The sequence below is a fragment of the Mesorhizobium sp. RCAM 05104 genome, assembly GCF_059683645.1.
Window position 1 is genome coordinate 5,000,699 of record NZ_CM185033.1, and the last position, 18,514, is coordinate 5,019,212.

An 18,514-nucleotide genomic window follows, 5' to 3' on the forward strand; every position below is an offset into this window, starting at 1 on the left:
CGCCGCCTGTCCTTGATCCTGGGGACACCCTAGCGCCGGCAGTCTGAACGGACGCCGAAGCGGCGGTTCATCTGCCGTTCATCGAGCACGTCGCCGGTCGTTTTTTGCCGACAGGCGAAATCTTGAAAAGTTTTCGAGCGCTCCCCAAATGTTGGATGCGGTCGCCAATGTCGGGGCCGCTGGTCCATACGAAACGCCGATCGTGGGTTTCGCAGCGGCCATACGCAAACCATGTTGCTCAACAGGAGAACACCTCATGCGTCACGTTGATTTTTCCCCGCTTTATCGTTCGACCGTCGGCTTCGACCGTCTGTTCACCATGCTCGATTCGCTCGCGCAGCCTGACGGCGCGCAGACTTATCCGCCCTACAACATTGAGCGCACCGGCGGGGATTCCTACCGGATCTCGATGGCGGTTGCCGGCTTCTCTGACGACGAAATCTCGATCGAAGCCCACCGCAACGTGCTGACCGTGAAAGGCGAGCGCAAGGACGAGGGCACCGGTGAAGGTTCCGAACTGCTCTATCGCGGCATTGCCTCCAGGGCCTTCGAGCGCCGCTTCCAGCTTGCCGACCATGTCGACGTCGTCGGCGCCACACTTAAGAACGGCCTGCTCTTCGTCGACCTCAAGCGCAACATTCCCGAAGAGCTGAAGCCGCGCAAGATCGCGATCAGCTCGGCTCCGGCCAAGGCCAAGCAGATCGAGGCCAAGACCGCTGCTTAACGTGTTCTGACGCAATTCCGGAAAACCGCTTCACGCTTTTTCTGGAATCGCATTAAAGTCTCCTCCCGAGACGGAAGCGGCGCCGAAAGGCGCCGCTTTTTCGTTGCCGGTGAAACCGATTATCCGGCGATCATCTGGCCAAAGCGGTCGACCTCTTCGGCCGTCGTGGCGAAACTGGTGACGAAACGATAGAGCAACTCGTCCTCGCCGATATGGCCGTCGAAGCCGTGCGGCTTGTGCCAGTCGTAGAAGGCAGCGCCCGCCGCCTGCAGCCTTTCGGCTTCGGCTTTCTTGATCACCGCGAACACCTCATTCGCCTGCGGCAGCCATGCCAGCTTCGCCGAGGCCGAGTCCTCGATCGCCGCCGCAAGGCGGGCGGCCATGGCATTGGCATGCCTGGCTGTGTCGAGCCACAGCCCACCCTGAAAATAGGCTTCGAACTGCGCCGCGACGAAGCGCGACTTGGAAAACAGCTGGGCGGCGCGTTTGCGCAGGAAGGCCAATTCCCTGGCGCGGTCGAGATCGAACAGCACGATCGCTTCCGCGCACCAGCAGCCATTCTTGGTGCCGCCGAAGGACAGGATGTCGACGCCGCGTTTCCAGGTCATTTCGGCCGGCGTCGTTTCGAGCGCGACCAGCGCGTTGGCAAAGCGCGCGCCGTCCATGTGCAGCGGCACGGAATGCCTTTTGGCGATCGCTGAAATCGTCTCGATCTCATCCAGACCGTAGATGGTGCCGACCTCGGTCGACTGCGTGACCGAAACGGCCATCGGCCGCCCCCAATGGACGATTTCGGGCGCGAAGCGGCCAATGGCCCTTTCCAGATTGTGCGGATCGACCTTGCCCAGCGCGCCGTCGACGGCATGCAGACGCGAGCCGCCGGAGAAATACTCCGGCGCGCCGCATTCATCTTCGATGACATGCGATTCGCGGTGGGCGAAGGAAATACCGCCGGGCTTGTTGAAGGTGGTCAAAGACAGTGAGTTGGCGGCTGTACCCGTTGCCACGAAGAACACCGCGACCTCGCGTTCGAAAATCTCGCTGAAGCGCCGGTAGATGGCCTGGTCGAGTGCGCCGTCGCCATAGGCGGTGGAAAAGCCGCCGGCATTGGCGGACAGGCCGGCGGCGATGTTGGGATGGGCGCCTGCCCAATTGTCGGAAGCGAAGAACATGCATCTGCCTGTGTTTTTGGGGAAGTCGCCGTGACCTTGGCCGGTTTCATGGCGTTCTCGCAAGGGCCAGGCACTGGAAAACCACTAAAGCCAGCCAAGCTGGCCGGGCAGCGGCCGGCGACCGAAGCTTACGTTTCTGCCCAGCTTCACGTAATTTTCTGTCGTCTGCCGACCAAGTTTTTTGTGAATCGGTCTTGCGTGCGTCCAGGATTTCTGTCATAAAAATTTAGGACAGTAGTGCTGTCTTATTTTGTCGCACAAAACAGGCTGGATTGGCGTATCATTTGGGCCTCTCCGGCTATTGCCGCGAGCGACAGGTGGACGGCCTCAATCTGGCCTGTACGAATACGAGCCATGCGGAAAGCCGCCTGGTTCGGCAAGGATTTCGCAAGACGTGCCGTAAGGATCAAGGGTGGGCCAAGCGCTTGCCGAGGCAAACCAGCGCCCGAAGGGCTGGGAACGGAGGACAGGACGATGACGGACATGACGCTCTCTGCGACGAACGGCCAGGCCGCGCAGACGAAAGCGGCAACCGTCAAAAATACCTCCCGATCCAATATTGGCCGAACCACCACCGGTTTTTCCGCCCAAGGCCTCTACGATCCGCGCAACGAGCATGACGCCTGCGGCGTCGGCTTCATCGTCAACATGAAGGGCGTGAAGTCGCATCAGATCGTCAAGGACGGGCTTGCCGTGCTTGAGAACCTGACGCATCGCGGCGCCGTCGGCGCCGATCCGCTGGTGGGCGATGGTGCCGGCGTTCTGGTGCAGCTTCCAGACCGTTTCTTCCGCGAGGAGATGGCGGCCCAGGGCGTCGAACTGCCGCCGGTGGGTCAGTACGGCGTCGGACACTGGTTCATGCCGCAGGACGCGGCACTGCGTGCCCATATCGAGGATATCATCGCCGAATCGGCGCATTCCGAGGGGCTTCCGCTCATCGGTTTCCGTGACGTGCCGGTCGACAATTCCTCCCTGTCGAAGGCTCCGGACATCGCCGCGTCCGAGCCGTTCCATCGGCAGATCTTCATCGGCCGTACAGCCGACATCACCGACGACGAGGAGTACGAGGCCAGGCTCTATCTGCTGCGCAAGGTCATATCGGGCCGCATCTACGCCGAGAACGACAACAAGGACATCGGTGCCTACTGCGTGTCGCTGTCGGCGCGCACCATCGTCTACAAGGGCATGTTCCTGGCCTATCAGGTCGGCGCCTATTACAAGGACCTGACCGATCCGCGCTTCGAAACCGCGCTGATCCTTGTCCACCAGCGCTTCTCGACCAACACCTTCCCGTCGTGGAAGCTGGCGCATCCGTATCGCATGGTCGCGCACAATGGCGAGATCAACACCGTGCGCGGCAACAACAACTGGATGGCGGCGCGCCAGGCGTCGGTCGATTCCGAGCTGTTCGGCAACAACATCTCGAAGCTTTGGCCGATTTCCTACGACGGCCAGTCCGACACCGCATGCTTCGACAATGCGCTCGAGTTCCTGTTCCAGGGTGGCTACAAGCTCAGCCACGCCATGATGATGCTGATCCCGGAAGCCTGGGCCGGCAACAAGCTCATGGATGCCGACCGCAAGGCCTTCTACGAATACCATGCAGCACTTATGGAGCCGTGGGACGGCCCGGCGGCGGTCGTCTTCACCGACGGCCGTCAGATCGGCGCCACGCTCGACCGCAACGGACTGCGCCCGGCGCGCTACATCGTCACCGACGATGACCGCGTCATCATGGCCTCGGAGGCCGGCGTGCTGCCGGTGCCGGAGGAGAGGATCGTCAAGAAGTGGCGGCTGCAGCCTGGCCGCATGCTTCTGATCGACCTGGAGAAGGGGCGCATCGTCTCCGACGAGGAGCTCAAGTCGGAGATCGCGACCAAGCATCCCTACAAGACCTGGCTCGCCAACACGCAGCTCATCCTGGAAGACCTGAAGCCGGTCGAGCCGCGCGCGCTGCGCAAGGATGTCAGCCTGCTCGACCGTCAGCAGGCGTTCGGCTACAGCCAGGAAGACACCAAGCTTTTGATGTCGCCGATGGCGACCACAGGCCAGGAAGCGGTCGGCTCGATGGGCACCGACACGCCGATCTCGGCCATGTCGGACAGGTCGAAGCTGCTCTACACCTATTTCAAGCAGAACTTCGCCCAGGTCACCAACCCGCCGATCGACCCGATCCGCGAGGAACTGGTGATGAGCCTGGTCTCCTTCATCGGACCACGTCCCAACATCTTCGACCTGGTCGGCAATTCACGCCGCAAGCGGCTCGAAGTGCGCCAGCCGATCCTGACCAATGGCGATCTCGAGAAGATCCGCTCCATCGGCCACACCGAGGACCGTTTCGACACCAAGACGATCGACATCACCTATGCCTCGAATGAAGGGGCCGCGGGCATGCAGGGCGCCATCGACCGCCTGTGCGAGCGAGCGGAGGCGGCGGTCGCCGGCGGCTACAACATCATCATCCTGTCCGACCGCCAGGTCGGGCCGGACCGTATCGCCATACCGGCGCTGCTGGCCACCGCCGCGGTCCATCATCACCTGATCCGCAAGGGCCTGCGCACCTCCGTCGGCCTTGTCGTGGAATCCGGCGAGCCGCGTGAAGTGCATCATTTCTGCTGCCTTGCCGGCTACGGCGCCGAAGCGATCAATCCCTATCTCGCCTTCGACACGCTCACCGACATGCACAAGCGTGGTGAATTGCCAGCGGAAGTCGACGCCTACGAGGTTGTCTCCCGCTACATCAAGTCGATCGGCAAGGGCATCCTCAAGGTGATGTCCAAGATGGGCATCTCGACCTACCAGTCCTATTGCGGGGCGCAGATATTCGACGCCATCGGGCTGAAGTCGGATTTCGTGCAGAAGTATTTCACCGGCACCGCCACGCTGATCGAAGGCGTCGGACTGGACGAGATCGCGGCCGAGACGCTCAGCCGCCACACCGACGGCTTCGGCAACGATCCGGTGCTGCGCAACAGCCTCGAAGTCGGCGGCGAATACATGTTCCGCATGCGCGGCGAGGCGCATATATGGTCGCCCGATGCGGTCGCCACCCTGCAGCATGCCGTGCGCCAGGGTTCTTGGGAGACGTTCAAGGACTATTCCGCCCAGATCGACAGCGAGACGGCGCGGGCCCAGACCATTCGCGGCCTGTTCAGGATCAAGCTCGCGGACGAGACTGGCCGCAAGAAGGTCGCTCTCGACGAGGTGATGCCGGCGGCTGACATCGTCAAGCGGTTTTCGACCGGAGCGATGTCCTTCGGTTCGATCTCGCGGGAGGCGCACACCACGCTGGCGCGCGCCATGAACCAGATCGGCGGCAAGTCCAACACCGGCGAGGGCGGCGAAGAGGCCGACCGTTATCTGCCACTGCCTGGCGGCGGCAAGAACCCCGAACGCTCGGCGATCAAGCAGGTCGCCTCGGGTCGTTTCGGCGTGACGGCGGAATACCTCGTCAATTCCGATGTCATGCAGATCAAGGTGGCGCAGGGCGCCAAGCCCGGCGAGGGCGGCCAGTTGCCCGGCCACAAGGTCGACGCCACCATCGCCAAGGTCCGGCATTCGACGCCGGGCGTCGGCCTCATCTCGCCGCCGCCGCATCACGACATCTATTCGATCGAGGATCTGGCGCAGCTGATCTACGATCTGAAGAACGTCAATCCGGCGGCCGACGTGTCGGTCAAGCTGGTGTCGGAAGTCGGCGTCGGCACGGTTGCGGCGGGCGTCGCCAAGGCGCGCGCCGACCACATCACCATCTCGGGCTATGATGGCGGCACCGGTGCGTCGCCGCTGACCTCGCTCAAGCACGCCGGCAGCCCGTGGGAAATGGGCCTGGCCGAGACGCACCAGACGCTGGTGCTGAACGGCCTGCGCTCGCGCGTCGCGCTGCAGGTCGATGGCGGGTTGCGCACCGGCCGCGACGTCATCATCGGCGCGTTGCTCGGTGCCGACGAGTTCGGCTTCTCGACCGCGCCGCTGATCGCGGCCGGCTGCATCATGATGCGCAAGTGCCACCTCAACACCTGTCCGGTCGGTGTCGCGACGCAGGATCCGGTGCTGCGCAAGCGCTTCAAGGGCACGCCCGAGCACGTCATCAACTTCTTCTTCTATGTGGCGGAAGAGGTGAGGGCGCTGCTCGCCGAGATGGGCTACACCCATATCGACCAGATCATCGGCGATACCGACCTTCTGGAAAAGCGCGACCTGATCGTGCACTGGAAGGCGCGCGGGCTCGACTTCAGCAAGATGTTCTTCAAGCCGGATGCGCCGCATGAAGCCGTGCACTGGACGGAACGCCAGAAGCATCCGATCGACGACGTGCTCGACCGCAAGCTGATCGAACTGGCAAAGCCGGCTCTCGAGAGCAAGCAGCCGGTCAAGATCGAGGTCGACATCCGCAATGTCGACCGCTCGACGGGCGCCATGTTGTCGGGCGAAGTGGCCAAGCGCTTCAAGCACAAGGGCCTGCGCGAGGACACGATCTCGGTGAAGCTGACCGGAACCGCTGGCCAGTCCTTCGGCGCCTTCCTGGCGCGCGGCATCTCGTTCGACCTCGTCGGCGCCGGCAATGACTATGTCGGCAAGGGGCTGTCGGGAGGACGCATTGTCATCCGGCCACCGGAGAACTCCAAGATCGTCGCGGCGGAATCCATCATCGTCGGCAACACCGTGCTCTACGGTGCGACCGAGGGCGAGGCCTATTTCGCCGGTGTCGCCGGTGAGCGTTTCGCGGTGCGCAATTCGGGCGTGGCCGCCGTCGTCGAAGGTGTTGGCGATCATGGCTGCGAGTACATGACCGGCGGCATCGTCGTCGTCATCGGCCAGACCGGCCGCAACTTCGCCGCCGGCATGTCGGGCGGCGTCGCCTATGTGCTCGACGAGGCGGGCGATTTCGCCGAACGCTGCAACATGGCGATGGTCGAGCTGGAACCGGTGCCGGAAGAAGACGATCTGATGGAAAGACTGCTGCATCATGGCGGCGACCTCGACCACAAGGGTCGCGTCGACGTATCGGGTGACATGACCAGCCATGACGAGGAGCGGCTCTACCAGCTGATCTCCAACCATGTGCACTATACCGGCTCGGCGCGCGGTCGCGAGATCCTCGACGACTGGGCGACGTTCCGGCCGAAATTCCGCAAGATCATGCCGGTCGAATACCGACGTGCGCTGATCGAGATGGAACGCATGCGCATGGGCGTGGCGGCCGAATAGACTTTTTGGAATTGCCGGGAAGCCCAGGTTTCCCGGCCCCAACTTTCAACGACAGTTTGACCTCGTGCGGAAGGTTGCCATGGCTGCCTCAAGAGGTTAACGGGTGCGGCGAAAACCGCACCATCTGGACAGCAGGAACTGGACTATGGGCAAGGTAACAGGCTTTCTCGAAATCGACCGGCAGGTGCACAAGTACCAGCCGGCCTCCGACCGCATCCGGCATTTCCGTGAGTTCACGCTGCCGATGTCGGACAAGGAGGTCGAGAAACAGGCCGCGCGCTGCATGGATTGCGGCATTCCGTTCTGCCACGGGCCGACGGGCTGCCCGATCCACAACCAGATCCCCGACTGGAACGACCTCGTCTACAATGGCGACTGGGACAACGCGATCCGCAACCTGCATTCGACCAACAACTTCCCGGAATTCACCGGCCGCATCTGCCCCGCGCCCTGCGAGGAAGCCTGCACGTTGAACCTCGAGGACATTCCCGTCGCCATCAAGACGGTGGAGCAGGCGATCGCCGACAAGGCCTACGAGACCGGTCACATCAGGCCCTATCCGCCGGAAAAGAAGACCGGCAAGCGCGTCGCCATCATCGGCTCCGGTCCAGCCGGCATGGCTGCCGCCCAACAGCTTGGCCGCGCCGGCCATGACGTGCATGTCTACGAGCGCGAGAGCCGGCCCGGCGGGCTGATGCGCTACGGCATCCCCGACTTCAAGATCGAGAAGCACTATATCGACCGGCGCATCGAGCAGATGCAGGGCGAGGGCGTGACCTTCCACTGCGACGTCAATGTCGGTGTCGACAAGCCGGTTGCCGAACTGCTCGCCGAACATGATGCCGTGCTCTATTGCGGTGGTTCCGAGACCCCACGCGCGGCCGGCATTCCGGGCGATGATCTCGGCGGCGTGCATGACGCGATGCCCTATCTGGTGCAGCAGAACAGGCGCGTCGGCGGCGAGCCGATCCAGTCGGTGGCATGGCCGTCGCATCCGATCATCGCCGGTGGCCAGCATGTCGTCGTCGTCGGCGGTGGCGATACCGCGTCCGATTGTGTCGGCACCGCCTTCCGCCAGGGTGCGGTGCGCGTCACCCAGCTAGACATCCGCCCGCAGCCGCCGGAGAAGGAAGACAAGCTTTCGGTCTGGCCCTACTGGGCGACCAAGATGCGCACCTCGTCCTCGCAGGCGGAAGGGGCGGAGCGCGAATTCCAGGTGGCGACGCTCGAGTTCATCGGCGAAGAAGGCCAACTGACCGGCGTCAAGTGCTGCGAGGTCGACGACAAGCGCAAGCCGATCCCCGGTACCGAATTCGTCATCCGCGCCGATCTTGCCTTCATCGCCATCGGCTTTGCCGGACCGGCTGCCGCCGGGGTGGTGTCGGAGCTGGACGGGCAGATGAAGATCGCCACCGACAGCCGCCGTTCGCGCAACGTCGAGGCCAATGACCGCGACTACAGGACCAGCGTCGACAGGCTCTACGCTGCGGGAGACGTGCGTCGTGGCCAGTCGCTGGTCGTCTGGGCGATCCGTGAGGGCCGCCAGGCGGCGCGTTCGATCGACGAGGCGCTGATGGGATCGAGCGTATTGCCTCGCTGAGCCCGTTGGAGACCCTACTCCGCGGTCATATGACTGGCAGGAGCGAGTTTCGTAACCGCCTCCGAGAGGTCCGCGGCCCTAAGGATTGACCGCCGTCGTCGTATCGACCGCTGCGGCGGTGGCCGCCGGATTTGCCTTGGGCGGCCACGAGAAATCGTCGGCGCGGCCGGGCGAAGCCTGCGATGCCTTGCCCTCGATCACCAGTTTTTCGCCGGGCAGGTTCGGATTGGCCTTTGCCGGTGGTGCCGCGCCCAGCAGTTCGGAACCGCCGTCGAGCGCCGGATCGCTGAGCAGCATCGGCGCGGTGCGATCGATGACGATGGGCGCCGCGGCAGGCGCCGGCGCCTCGACGGGAGCGCCCGCCGGAGCGGTCGTGACCGGGCTTCCCGGCGCGGTCAGGCCCAGGATCTTCAACAGCGGTTTTTCAGTGTAGAAGGCGAGCTTGCGCTTGCCGGCCTTCGACACGTTGATTCCGTCATCGGCGCGCAGCCGCACGGGCTGGCCGTTCATGTCGGGGCCGCTGGTGACGAAGGCACCGTTCTCGTCGACGAACCCATCCCAGACGTCGACGAATTCGCCGCCATGGGCCTCGGCCGCCTGACGGTAGATGTCGTTGAAGGCAAGCATGTCGGAGGTCATCTTCGGCACCCGGAACGCCGGCATGCCGACCCACAGGAAAGGCACCTTGGCCTCCGCGATGGCTTTGCCGAGCGCGTCGGTTCGGTGCTCATACTCCTTGGTCCAGTTCTCGGACCGAGGCTGTTCGCGCACGTCACCCACCTTCATCTGCTGGCGGTCGTTGGATCCCAGCATGACGACCACGGCGGCGGGCTTTTCAGTCTCGATCAGCGACTTGATCTGTTCGGGCCAGTTGTAGAAGTCGTCGCGCACGAAGCCGGACGAGCCATTGGAGCGAGCGACGATCCTGATGCCGGCGTTTTCGCCAAAGGCGGTGTCGAGGCCTTCGGCAAGGCCGGCCGCCATGAAGTCGCCGACCACCAGGACGGTGCGGGCATCAGGCGCCTTCTCGACGATCGGCGTTTCTGGCTCGGCCGGCGCACGCGGGACGCGGGGCTTGCGCGGCTTTGGCTTCGCCTGCTGGATGTCGAGCGGCGGCTCGATCCGCTCGCTGCGGCGCGGAAACAAGAGATCGCGCAACGACCAGCCACGGCTTTGCTGCTGTTCCTGCGCCACGGCCGGGCTGTGGAGGGCCGCCGCAACACCGACGGTGAGCAGGACGACGGCCAGAATCAGCACCGGCACGCGACGAACAAGCCTTGCGATGCGCGCAGCCGAAGCCAATTTTTTCCTCCATCCCTGGCGCACTTCCCCCCGAAAAATCGCATCGACTTTCAGGAGAACCTTGCGCCAATCAGATTGCTACAGTGTCCTTTGCGCGTCCGAAAGGCCGCGCGGCACCGCAGGTGGCTCTATTTCTGCCGGAGCCACTTCAGCACTTCCATGCTCGGATAGCCGTCCTGGGTCAAGCCGGCCTTGGCCTGGAAGGCCATGATGGCGGTCTTCGAGCCGTCGCCGATCTTGCCGTCGAACTTGCCGTCGTAAAGGCCGTGCTGGGAAAGCCGCTTCTGCAGCTCCTGCCTTTCCTCGAAAGTGAGCTTGGTGAAGGGCCGCTTCCAGTCCTGCACAAGACCGCTGGAACCGGCGATTTCGTCGGCAAGCAGACCAACCGCAAGCGCATATTTGTCGGCGTTGTTGTAAGCCTTGATGACCGAGAAATTCTTGATCATCAGGAAGGCTGGTCCACCGCGGCCATCCGGCACTTTCAGCGTCGCCTTGTCGGTGCCGTTCTTGAACGGCTTGCCGTTGGCCCTGACGACGCCGAGCGCCTGCCATTGCGCCAGCGTTTTCGATCCGGCGGGAAGTTTGCCGGCCGGCAGGGTGACTTCATAGCCCCAGGTCTTACCGGCCTGCCAGCCGTTCTTCTTCAAGAGATTGGCGGCGGTCGCCAACGCGTCGGGGATCGAGTTCCAGATGTCGCGCTTGCCATTGCCGTCCATGTCGACGGCATAGTGCTGATAGCTGGTCGGGATGAACTGGGTGTGGCCCATGGCGCCGGCCCAGGACCCGCTCAGATGGCTTTCGTCGATATCGCCGGTCTGCAGGATCTTCAGCGCGGCGATCAGCTGCGTGCGGGCGAATTTCGCGCGTTTCGGATCGGCATAGGCCAAAGTCGCCAGCGAGCGCACGACATTGCGCATGATGTCATCGCGCTTGAGGATCTCGCCATAGTTCGATTCCATCGACCAAATGGCGAGCAGAATATAGCGGTCGACGCCGAACCTTGCCTCGATCCTATCCAGCCATGGCTTCCACTTCTTGGCCATCTGCTGGCCGACGGCGACAGATTGGTCGTGGACGCGGTTGTCGAAATAGTCCCAGGCAGGCGCGGTGAATTCGGGTTGCGTGCGCGCTTTTTCCAGCACCACCGGGTCAATGTCCTTGATGTCCCTGAAGGCCTGATCGTAGAGGGCGCCCGAAACGCCGCTCTGCACGGCAGTGGCGCGGAACCCGGCGACCCATTGCCGGAAACCGGCATCGGCGAAGGCAGGCCCGGCAGGCATCAGCAGAGCGAGCGAGAGGCTGGCGGCCGTCATGACGCTGGTCAAACGTTTTGCGGCATTGCGAACGGACATGTTTTCCTCCTTCTCTGTCTCAGGAAAGACCATTCATCGCCGAACCGGGTTAGGAATTAGTTTACCATAGGTGTCGCCTGGAACGAAAAGACACCTCGATGCTTTAACCGGTGCAAGTTTCCCTTACCCGCCCCAGTAATCTTCAATTCCGGCGTGAAAATGTCGCGAGACAGGGATTGCGGAGCCGGCCAGCAAACGGATAATTGAAAGCATGAAGAGAGTTCGCAAGGCAGTTTTCCCGGTCGCCGGCCTCGGCACGCGGTTTCTCCCGGCCACCAAGGCTGTTCCCAAGGAAATGCTGACCGTCGTCGACAGGCCGGTCATCCAGTATGTCGTCGACGAGGCGCGCGAGGCGGGCATCGAGCATTTCATCTTCGTGACCGGCCGCAACAAGGCAGTCATTGAAGATCATTTCGATATCCAGTTCGAGCTCTATGACACGCTGGCGCAGCGGGGCAAGGACGAGCAGCTTGCCCGCCTGCAGCGACTGCAGCCGGCGCCGGGCCAAACCAGCTTTACCCGCCAGCAGGTGCCGATGGGCCTCGGCCATGCCGTCTGGTGCGCACGAGAACTGGTTGGCGACGAGCCCTTCGCGCTGTTGTTGCCCGACATGATCATGCAGTCGGAAAAGAGCTGCATGAAGTCCATGGTCGAGCTCTACGAGGAAACCGGCAACAACATCATTGCCGTGCAGGAGTGCGACCCGGCAGAGGCTCACAAATACGGCATCGTCGGTCGCGGCGAGGATACGCATAACGGCTTCCGCATCACCGAGATGGTGGAGAAGCCGAAGACCGGCACAGCACCGTCCAACCTTTACATCAATGGGCGCTACATCCTGCAGCCCGAGATCTTCAAGATACTCGAAGACCAGGAAAAAGGTGCTGGCAACGAGATCCAGCTCACCGACGCCATGCTGAAGCTGGAAAAGCAGCAGCCCTTCTATGGCTACCACTATCAGGGCCGCACCTTCGACTGCGGGTCGCCGGAGGGTTTTGTCGAGGCCAATGTCGCCTTCGCGCTGTGGCGCAGCGACATGAACGAGAACATGGCTGGCGTCATCCGCACGCTGCTCGATGAGATAAAACCATCGGAGCGGCGCGGCGCCGCCTTCTAGGATATATTGATATCCGGGCGATGCCGGCCTGCGAATGGCAGCGTCCCGCGCTTCCGGTGCTCACTTACTTTGAATACGCTCCGCTCCGGCCCTCGGATCCCACCATTCTCGGCGCGGCCTGACCTGAAGCTCAGCACATTCATGGCGTTGGTGCGCCAGCGGCTCAGCGCTGCACTTTCACGCCCAGGTAGATGCTGTTGGCGGTGTAGTCGCGGCCGGGCAGGTTGCTGGTCAGCTTTTCGGTTCTCACCCTTGTGGTCAGGCCCGCATAGCGGTTCAGCCACCAGGTCAGCCCGGCTTCGGCGCTCAAGGTCATGTCGTGGCCGTCGATGCCGATATAGTCGCGCCAGTCCAGGCCCAGAGCCGCATTTCCGGTCAGGTTGGCGCGAATCTGCCGTTCGCCCGTCAAGCGACCTGAATAGAGAATGTCGCCGCTTTGCCCGGCGGTGGTCGTGCCTTCGACGGTGGTCTTCCCGGTCAAGCCGATCGTGGTGCCGCGTTCCGGCGACCATTTGAGGTCGGCGTTCATGGTCGCGCCCGAGATCGCCTCCAGCCGGTCGTCGTCGATCGCTTCCCTCAGCCAGCCGGCCGAGAATTCGCCGGAAAGCTTCTCGCCCATGTCCAGCCGCAGGCCGGCGCGCGCGCCGAGCCGTGTCGAGGAGCGTTCGAAGCCATCGGTGTCGAAGCGGAGATCATAGGTCCGGCGACCGACCTCGATCTCGGTGAAGGGGGTGATGGCGGGGGAGATTTCGTAGCCGGTCCGCAAGGTCGCTGTATAGAGCGTGGAGTCGCGATCCTTCTGCGACAACGAGGTGCCGTCCGAAAGCTTGGCGTCGCCATAGAAGTCGTGCTCGACCGCGCCGGTCAACGCATAGCGCATCTTGCCGACATCCTTCTCGATGCCGAGGCTGCCGTTCACGGTCTGCCGCAGCGGCTGTGAGGAGACACCGGCAATGGCGTCCGGCGACGAGGCCGATTCCGGTACGGCCTCGTAGCCGAGCTTGGCGATGGCGCGCAACTCATTGTCGAGGTCGACGTTGAGCTGGCCTTCGATGCGGCCCTGCGCATTATGAACCGGGTAACCCGATACGGTCTCGCGGAAAAGGCCGTAGCCGTCGATCGTCGCCGAGTTCTCGCGCCAGTCCGAGGCGGCGGAAAAGCGCAGCGCCGTCTCGGACAACAGCGCCGACTTGCCGGCATTGCTCGAATCGCCGTTCGACGTGGCGGTGAGGCCCTGTTCGATCGTCGGCCGTATGACGAAGGAGCCCCACCTGATGCCGGTGGCGGCAAAGGGATCGTCCTCGACCTTCTTGTTCTGGCCTTCAATGGAGGCGGTGCGTTCGGCGCCGGGGTCGAGCTTCTGCCGGTCGGCACTGTCGACGGTGAGGGCGCGGCGATTGGCCGCCTGATCCGTGTCGGTATTGTCAGCGTTGTCCACCGCGGCCGCAGTGGCGCCGGTGATCGTCGTGGCGTCCGTGGCCGCGGTCGTCGACTTCTTCTTCTTCGATTTGTCGGCGGCCTTGGCCTTGTCCGCCGCCTTTTGCCTGGCAGCCGATGGGCGGCGAGGCTTCGGCGGCGCCGAGGTGTCGGTGGACGTGTCGTCGGTGGCAGCCGGAGGATCGAAAACACTGTCGGTCGCGGTCGCGTCGTTGGTGTTCGTGTCTTCAGGCACGGCGCCGGCGCTGGCCGGCAGGTAGGTTCGCGCCGGTGCGTTGTCCTGCGCCGCGTTGGCCGATGCCTGCTGCGCCTGTCTGGCAAGAGCCAGTTTTCTCGCCTTGCGCTGCTGATCGGACAGGATCGCCGATTCCGAGACCTCGCCACGCAGTTCCGTTTCCTGGGCATGGAGGGGCGCCGGGCGCAGCAAGGCAAGCATGCTGGTCGCCAGCAGCAAGGCGCAGGCCGCCTTGCCCCTTCGTCCTCTTGATTCTTCTGGCTGGGCCCCGGACATCGCCACCACTGCTTGCGCGGCGCACGCGCGCCATACTTACCGAACCGTAAATGGGGATGGTTAACGGAGGGTTGAGGCGGCGACTCGCCGGCAGCCTCGACCGCCGATTTCCACACCGATACATGCGGCTTGCGTCAGGCCTCTTGTTTTCATGACTGCCGTTAGCCCAGACCACCACCGCACAGTCTCGGGCGATACGCATCGGCGGCATTTCTGTTGGACAGGCGGGCGGCAAAGCGCTAATCGCATCATCCATGCATGCGGGATCCCTCGATAAGAAGCCTTTGGACAGGCAAGCGTCGATCGCTTCGGCGCTGAGAACGGTGGCAACCGAACAGGCTGGTGTCGCGGCACTCGCGGAGGCGCTCGAGAACGGACTGGCCGCGCCTTTCGCCCAGGCCGTCGACACCGTGTCAAGAATCGAAGGCCGGGTCATCGTCACCGGTGTCGGCAAAAGCGGCCATATCGGCTCGAAGATCGCGGCGACGCTGGCTTCGACCGGCACCCCAGCTTTCTTTGTCCATCCGTCCGAAGCCAATCATGGCGATCTCGGCATGATTGCCAGGGACGACGCCATCATCGCCATGTCGTGGTCGGGCGAGAGCAAGGAGCTCAACGGCATCGTCGCCTATTCCAGGCGGTTCTCCATTCCGCTGATTGCGATCACTGCCGGAGAGACGTCTGCGCTGGCGCGCGCGGCGGATGTGGTGCTCCTGCTGCCCCGGGCTCAGGAAGCCTGTCCGCACGGCCTGGCGCCGACGACGTCGACACTGCTGCAACTGGTGATGGGCGACGCGCTGGCGATCGCCTTGCTTGAGGCACGCGGCTTCACGCCGGACCATTTCCGCACCTTTCACCCTGGCGGCCAGCTCGGCGCCAACCTGACGCAGATCCGCGAGATCATGCATGTCGGTGACAGGCTGCCGCTGGTGGCCTCGGGCACTGGCATGCAGGACGCGATCATGGAACTGTCGCGCAAGGGATTTGGCTGCGTGGCGATCACTGACGCTGACGGCGCGCTGGTCGGCATCATCACCGATGGCGACATAAGGCGTCACATTGGCAGCAACCTGCTGGCGATGACGGTGGATCAGGTGATGACAAGAAAGCCGAAGACGGCGGCACCTGACACGCTGGTGGCAACGGCATTACAGACGATCAACAATTCGGCCATCACCAGTCTGATGGTGGTGGAGGGCAAGCAACCGGTCGGCCTGGTCCATCTGCACGATCTCTTGCAGAATCGGCGCGGCCTGAGAGCTCAGACCGGCTCCACTGTCAGTTCCAGATCCGTGTCGGCCGCAGCCGTCACCCGCACCTGCGTGCCAGCCGGCAGGTCCGGGCCGGAGACACGCCACAGCGTATCGCCCAGCTTGATGCGGCCGCGCCCGTTGGCGATCGGCTCGGCAAGCGTGGCCGTCTTGCCAACCATCTGCGCGCCGCGCCTGTTGAGGAGCGGCTGATCGGTCGGTTCGTCGCGACCACCCACCAGACTCTTGCCGACATAGGCCGAGACCAGCGACAGCGCCAGGAAGGCGAGGACCTGAGCCTGCCAGGTCCAGAAGCCAGTATCCCAGAGCAACAGCGACACGGCGCCGACCAGAATTGCGGCGATGCCGATCCACAGCATGAAGATGCCCGGCGCGATGATTTCCATCACCAGCAGGACGAAGCCGAGAACCATCCAGTTCCACGGGCCGAGTTCGGAAATGACACGATCGATCATGGCGTTCTCCTATGTTGGAGACATCAGTTGTCGGTTGGGCGCACGACTGGCGGGCGCGCGGCCTGCCGTTGCGCACCGCTCGTGCCTTCGCTGCGGAAGACCTCCTTGGCGATCTCGCCGATGCCGCCGAGCGAGCCGATCAGCGACGACGCCTCGAAGGGCATCAGCACGATCTTGCTGTTGGTGGCCGTGCCGATCTTGCCCAGCGCCTCGGTGTATTTCTGCGCGACGAAGTAGTTCAGCGCCTGCACGTCGCCCTTGGAAATCGCTTCCGACACCACCTGCGTGGCGCGGGCCTCCGCTTCGGCCGAGCGCTCGCGCGCCTCGGCGTCGCGGAAGGCTGCTTCCTTGCGGCCCTCGGCCTCGAGGATCTGCGACTGTTTGAGACCCTCGGCCGCGAGGATCTGCGCGCGCTTGTTGCGCTCCGCGGTCATCTGCCGGCCCATCGATTCGATCAGGTTGGCCGGCGGGTTGATGTCCTTGATCTCGACGCGGGTGATCTTGATGCCCCACGGATGCGCGGCTTCGTCGACGACGCGCAGCAGCCGCTCGTTGATGGCGTCGCGGTTGGACAACAGCTCGTCGAGGTCCATCGAACCCATGACGGTACGGATGTTGGTCATCGTCAGGTTGAGGATGGCGTTCTGCAAGCCGGCAACCTGGTAGGCGGCCTGTGCCGCATTGAGAATCTGGTAGAAGGCGATGCCGTCGACACCGACGATGGCGTTGTCGCGGGTGATGATCTCCTGGCTCGGAACGTCGAGCACCTGCTCCATCATGTTCATCTTGGCGCCGACGCGGTCGACGAAGGGCATGATGAGATTGAGGCCTGGGCTCAGTGTCTTGGTGTAACGGCCAAAACGTTCGACGGTATAGTTGTAGCCTTGCGGAATTGTCTTGATGCCCTTGAACAGCACCAGCACGACAAGCGCGACCAGAACAATGACCGCGATATCAAAACCACTGAAATCCATTTGGCTCTCCCTCAGACGTCGGCCGCGCGAGCCATTCTCGCGCGGCCGACTTCACCAAAGACTTAAGTGTGTTTCAGGAGCGTTACAATCAGGTGATGAGGGATTGTTTATGGGTTTGCGATCAGCGGTTGAAGGCAAACAGCCTTGCATCCGTATCTTCCAGCCCGTTGATCGAGGCCGAGACAATCTCCGACGCGATCTGTGAAAAGGTGATGCCGTTGCCGCCGTAGCCCATGACGGCGTGGATGCGGGGGTGCCTGGGAATGGCGCCGATATAGGGCAGGCCGGTGGTTGTGGTGCCGAAAGAACCGGTCCAGGCGAATTCGGGCCTGACATCGAGATGCGGAAACAGCCGGCCAAGCTTCTCGGATATCCGCGCGCTCTTGTCGGCGATCAGGCCATCTCGCCGCGTCTCGTCGACAAAATCCTCGTCCTCGCCGCCGCAGATGACCCTGCCGTCGGCTGTCGCGCGCATATAGAGGTACGGGTCCGAAGCCTCCCAGATGAACGCCGCCCGCGGCCAGATCTTTCGCGATTGCGAGCGCGTCGCCATCGCCCATGTCGAGATGATCTGATGGGCCGCGGCCGGCACGACGTCGACCAGTTCGTAACCGGTGGCCAGGACAACATGCCGGGCGGTGATGGTCCGGCCATCCCTGGTCGAGACGACCACCTCGTCGGCGCTGTCCTCGATCGTCGTCGCTTCGACGGGGGCGTAGAAGCGTGCCTTGCGCTCGAGCGCCTTGAGCAGCAGACCGGCCGTCAGCTTGCGCGGGTCGAGCGCGATGTTGCCATGGCTGAGGATGGCACCGTCGCGGTCGATGCCGAATGTCTCGGCCAGCGGTGCCGGCGTGAGATAGGTCGCGGCGATGCCTGCTTGCCGACGCGCGTCGGCTTCCTCACGCAGTTCCGACGGGCCGAGCACCGTGCCAGCGAGATAGAGTGACTGGGTGCGGCTCGGGCCGCAGTTGATGCCGAGTTCGGCAATGCGGGCGGCGAGACTGGAGACAGCAAGCCGCGAGCGCCGCCAGGCCTGCTCCGCCGAGCCCTTGCCGATCATCCTCGAGAGCGCCGTAAGCGGCTGGTCGATTTCGAACTGCACCAGTGCGGTGGTCGCGGGCGTCGAGCCTTTCAGCGGGCCGCGGCGGTCGATGCAGATCACCGAATGGCCGTCGGCCGTCAGCGCCTCGGCGATCATGGCACCGCTGATGCCCATGCCGACGACCAGCACGTCGGTCTTCACGTCTCTTGTCAGGCTATCCGTCGGCACAGCAGGCGCGCGATAGGCGGACCAGACGGGCCGGCCAGTTCGTAGGTCGAGTTTACGTGACATTGAATTCTCCGGAGGTGCGGCTCAACGCTCCGAAGCATGCGTGGTTCCGGTGTCA

The 18,514-nt window shown here is 63.4% G+C and carries 11 protein-coding genes and 1 pseudogene; 5 read left to right on the forward strand and 7 right to left on the reverse strand.

Annotation, left to right across the window (positions count from 1 at the left end; all coding sequences use genetic code 11):
* Nucleotides 1-256: 256 nt before the first annotated feature.
* Nucleotides 257-724: an Hsp20 family protein gene (locus tag AC56QP_RS24535; protein WP_489863120.1), complete on the forward strand. Its 468-nt coding sequence runs from the start codon at nt 257-259 to the stop codon at nt 722-724.
* A 119-nt stretch (nt 725-843) separates the two neighbouring features.
* Here AC56QP_RS24535 and AC56QP_RS24540 read toward each other — a convergent pair whose 3' ends face one another.
* On the reverse strand, nt 844-1,896 hold the full coding sequence (locus AC56QP_RS24540; protein ID WP_489863119.1) for a threonine aldolase family protein: 1,053 nt from the start codon (nt 1,894-1,896) through the stop codon (nt 844-846).
* 474 nt (nt 1,897-2,370) lie between these two features.
* Here AC56QP_RS24540 and gltB point away from each other — a divergent pair, with 474 nt between their 5' ends.
* Nucleotides 2,371-7,107, forward strand: a complete 4,737-nt coding sequence (gene gltB, locus AC56QP_RS24545) for a glutamate synthase large subunit (protein ID WP_489863118.1) — start codon at nt 2,371-2,373, stop codon at nt 7,105-7,107.
* A gap of 145 nt (nt 7,108-7,252) precedes the next feature.
* Nucleotides 7,253-8,707 carry a glutamate synthase subunit beta gene (locus AC56QP_RS24550; protein WP_489863117.1) on the forward strand — a complete coding sequence of 485 codons (1,455 nt, stop codon included), beginning with the start codon at nt 7,253-7,255 and terminating at the stop codon, nt 8,705-8,707.
* A gap of 78 nt (nt 8,708-8,785) precedes the next feature.
* Here AC56QP_RS24550 and AC56QP_RS24555 read toward each other — a convergent pair whose 3' ends face one another.
* Both AC56QP_RS24555 and AC56QP_RS24560 read right to left on the reverse strand, forming a co-directional pair.
* Entirely contained in the window at nt 8,786-10,009 is a 1,224-nt protein-coding gene (locus AC56QP_RS24555; protein WP_489863116.1) for an SGNH/GDSL hydrolase family protein, read from the reverse strand.
* Between the two features lie 128 nt (nt 10,010-10,137).
* Nucleotides 10,138-11,361 (reverse strand): lytic murein transglycosylase, encoded by a 1,224-nt coding sequence (locus tag AC56QP_RS24560; protein ID WP_091578067.1) that lies wholly within the window; start codon nt 11,359-11,361, stop codon nt 10,138-10,140.
* A gap of 211 nt (nt 11,362-11,572) precedes the next feature.
* On the opposite strand from AC56QP_RS24560, the gene galU reads away from it, so the two are divergent.
* Nucleotides 11,573-12,478, forward strand: coding sequence for a UTP--glucose-1-phosphate uridylyltransferase GalU (galU, locus tag AC56QP_RS24565; RefSeq protein WP_306280080.1), 906 nt, complete (start codon nt 11,573-11,575; stop codon nt 12,476-12,478).
* Between the two features lie 163 nt (nt 12,479-12,641).
* On the opposite strand, the gene AC56QP_RS24570 is transcribed toward galU, so the two are convergent.
* Nucleotides 12,642-14,426 carry an outer membrane beta-barrel protein gene (locus AC56QP_RS24570; protein ID WP_489863115.1) on the reverse strand — a complete coding sequence of 595 codons (1,785 nt, stop codon included), beginning with the start codon at nt 14,424-14,426 and terminating at the stop codon, nt 12,642-12,644.
* Nucleotides 14,427-14,680: 254 nt separating this feature from the next.
* Between AC56QP_RS24570 and AC56QP_RS24575 the strand changes: the two are divergent.
* Nucleotides 14,681-15,683 (forward strand): annotated as a pseudogene (locus tag AC56QP_RS24575) (KpsF/GutQ family sugar-phosphate isomerase).
* A 4-nt stretch (nt 15,684-15,687) separates the two neighbouring features.
* Here the strand turns inward: AC56QP_RS24575 and AC56QP_RS24580 are convergent.
* The 3 genes from AC56QP_RS24580 to AC56QP_RS24590 form a co-directional block, all read right to left on the reverse strand.
* Entirely contained in the window at nt 15,688-16,152 is a 465-nt protein-coding gene (locus AC56QP_RS24580) for an NfeD family protein (RefSeq protein WP_489863113.1), read from the reverse strand.
* Nucleotides 16,153-16,175: 23 nt separating this feature from the next.
* On the reverse strand, nt 16,176-17,126 hold the full coding sequence (locus AC56QP_RS24585; RefSeq protein ID WP_489863112.1) for an SPFH domain-containing protein: 951 nt from the start codon (nt 17,124-17,126) through the stop codon (nt 16,176-16,178).
* A 121-nt stretch (nt 17,127-17,247) separates the two neighbouring features.
* Nucleotides 17,248-18,459 carry an NAD(P)/FAD-dependent oxidoreductase gene (locus AC56QP_RS24590; RefSeq protein ID WP_489863111.1) on the reverse strand — a complete coding sequence of 404 codons (1,212 nt, stop codon included), beginning with the start codon at nt 18,457-18,459 and terminating at the stop codon, nt 17,248-17,250.
* Nucleotides 18,460-18,514 lie beyond the last annotated feature (55 nt).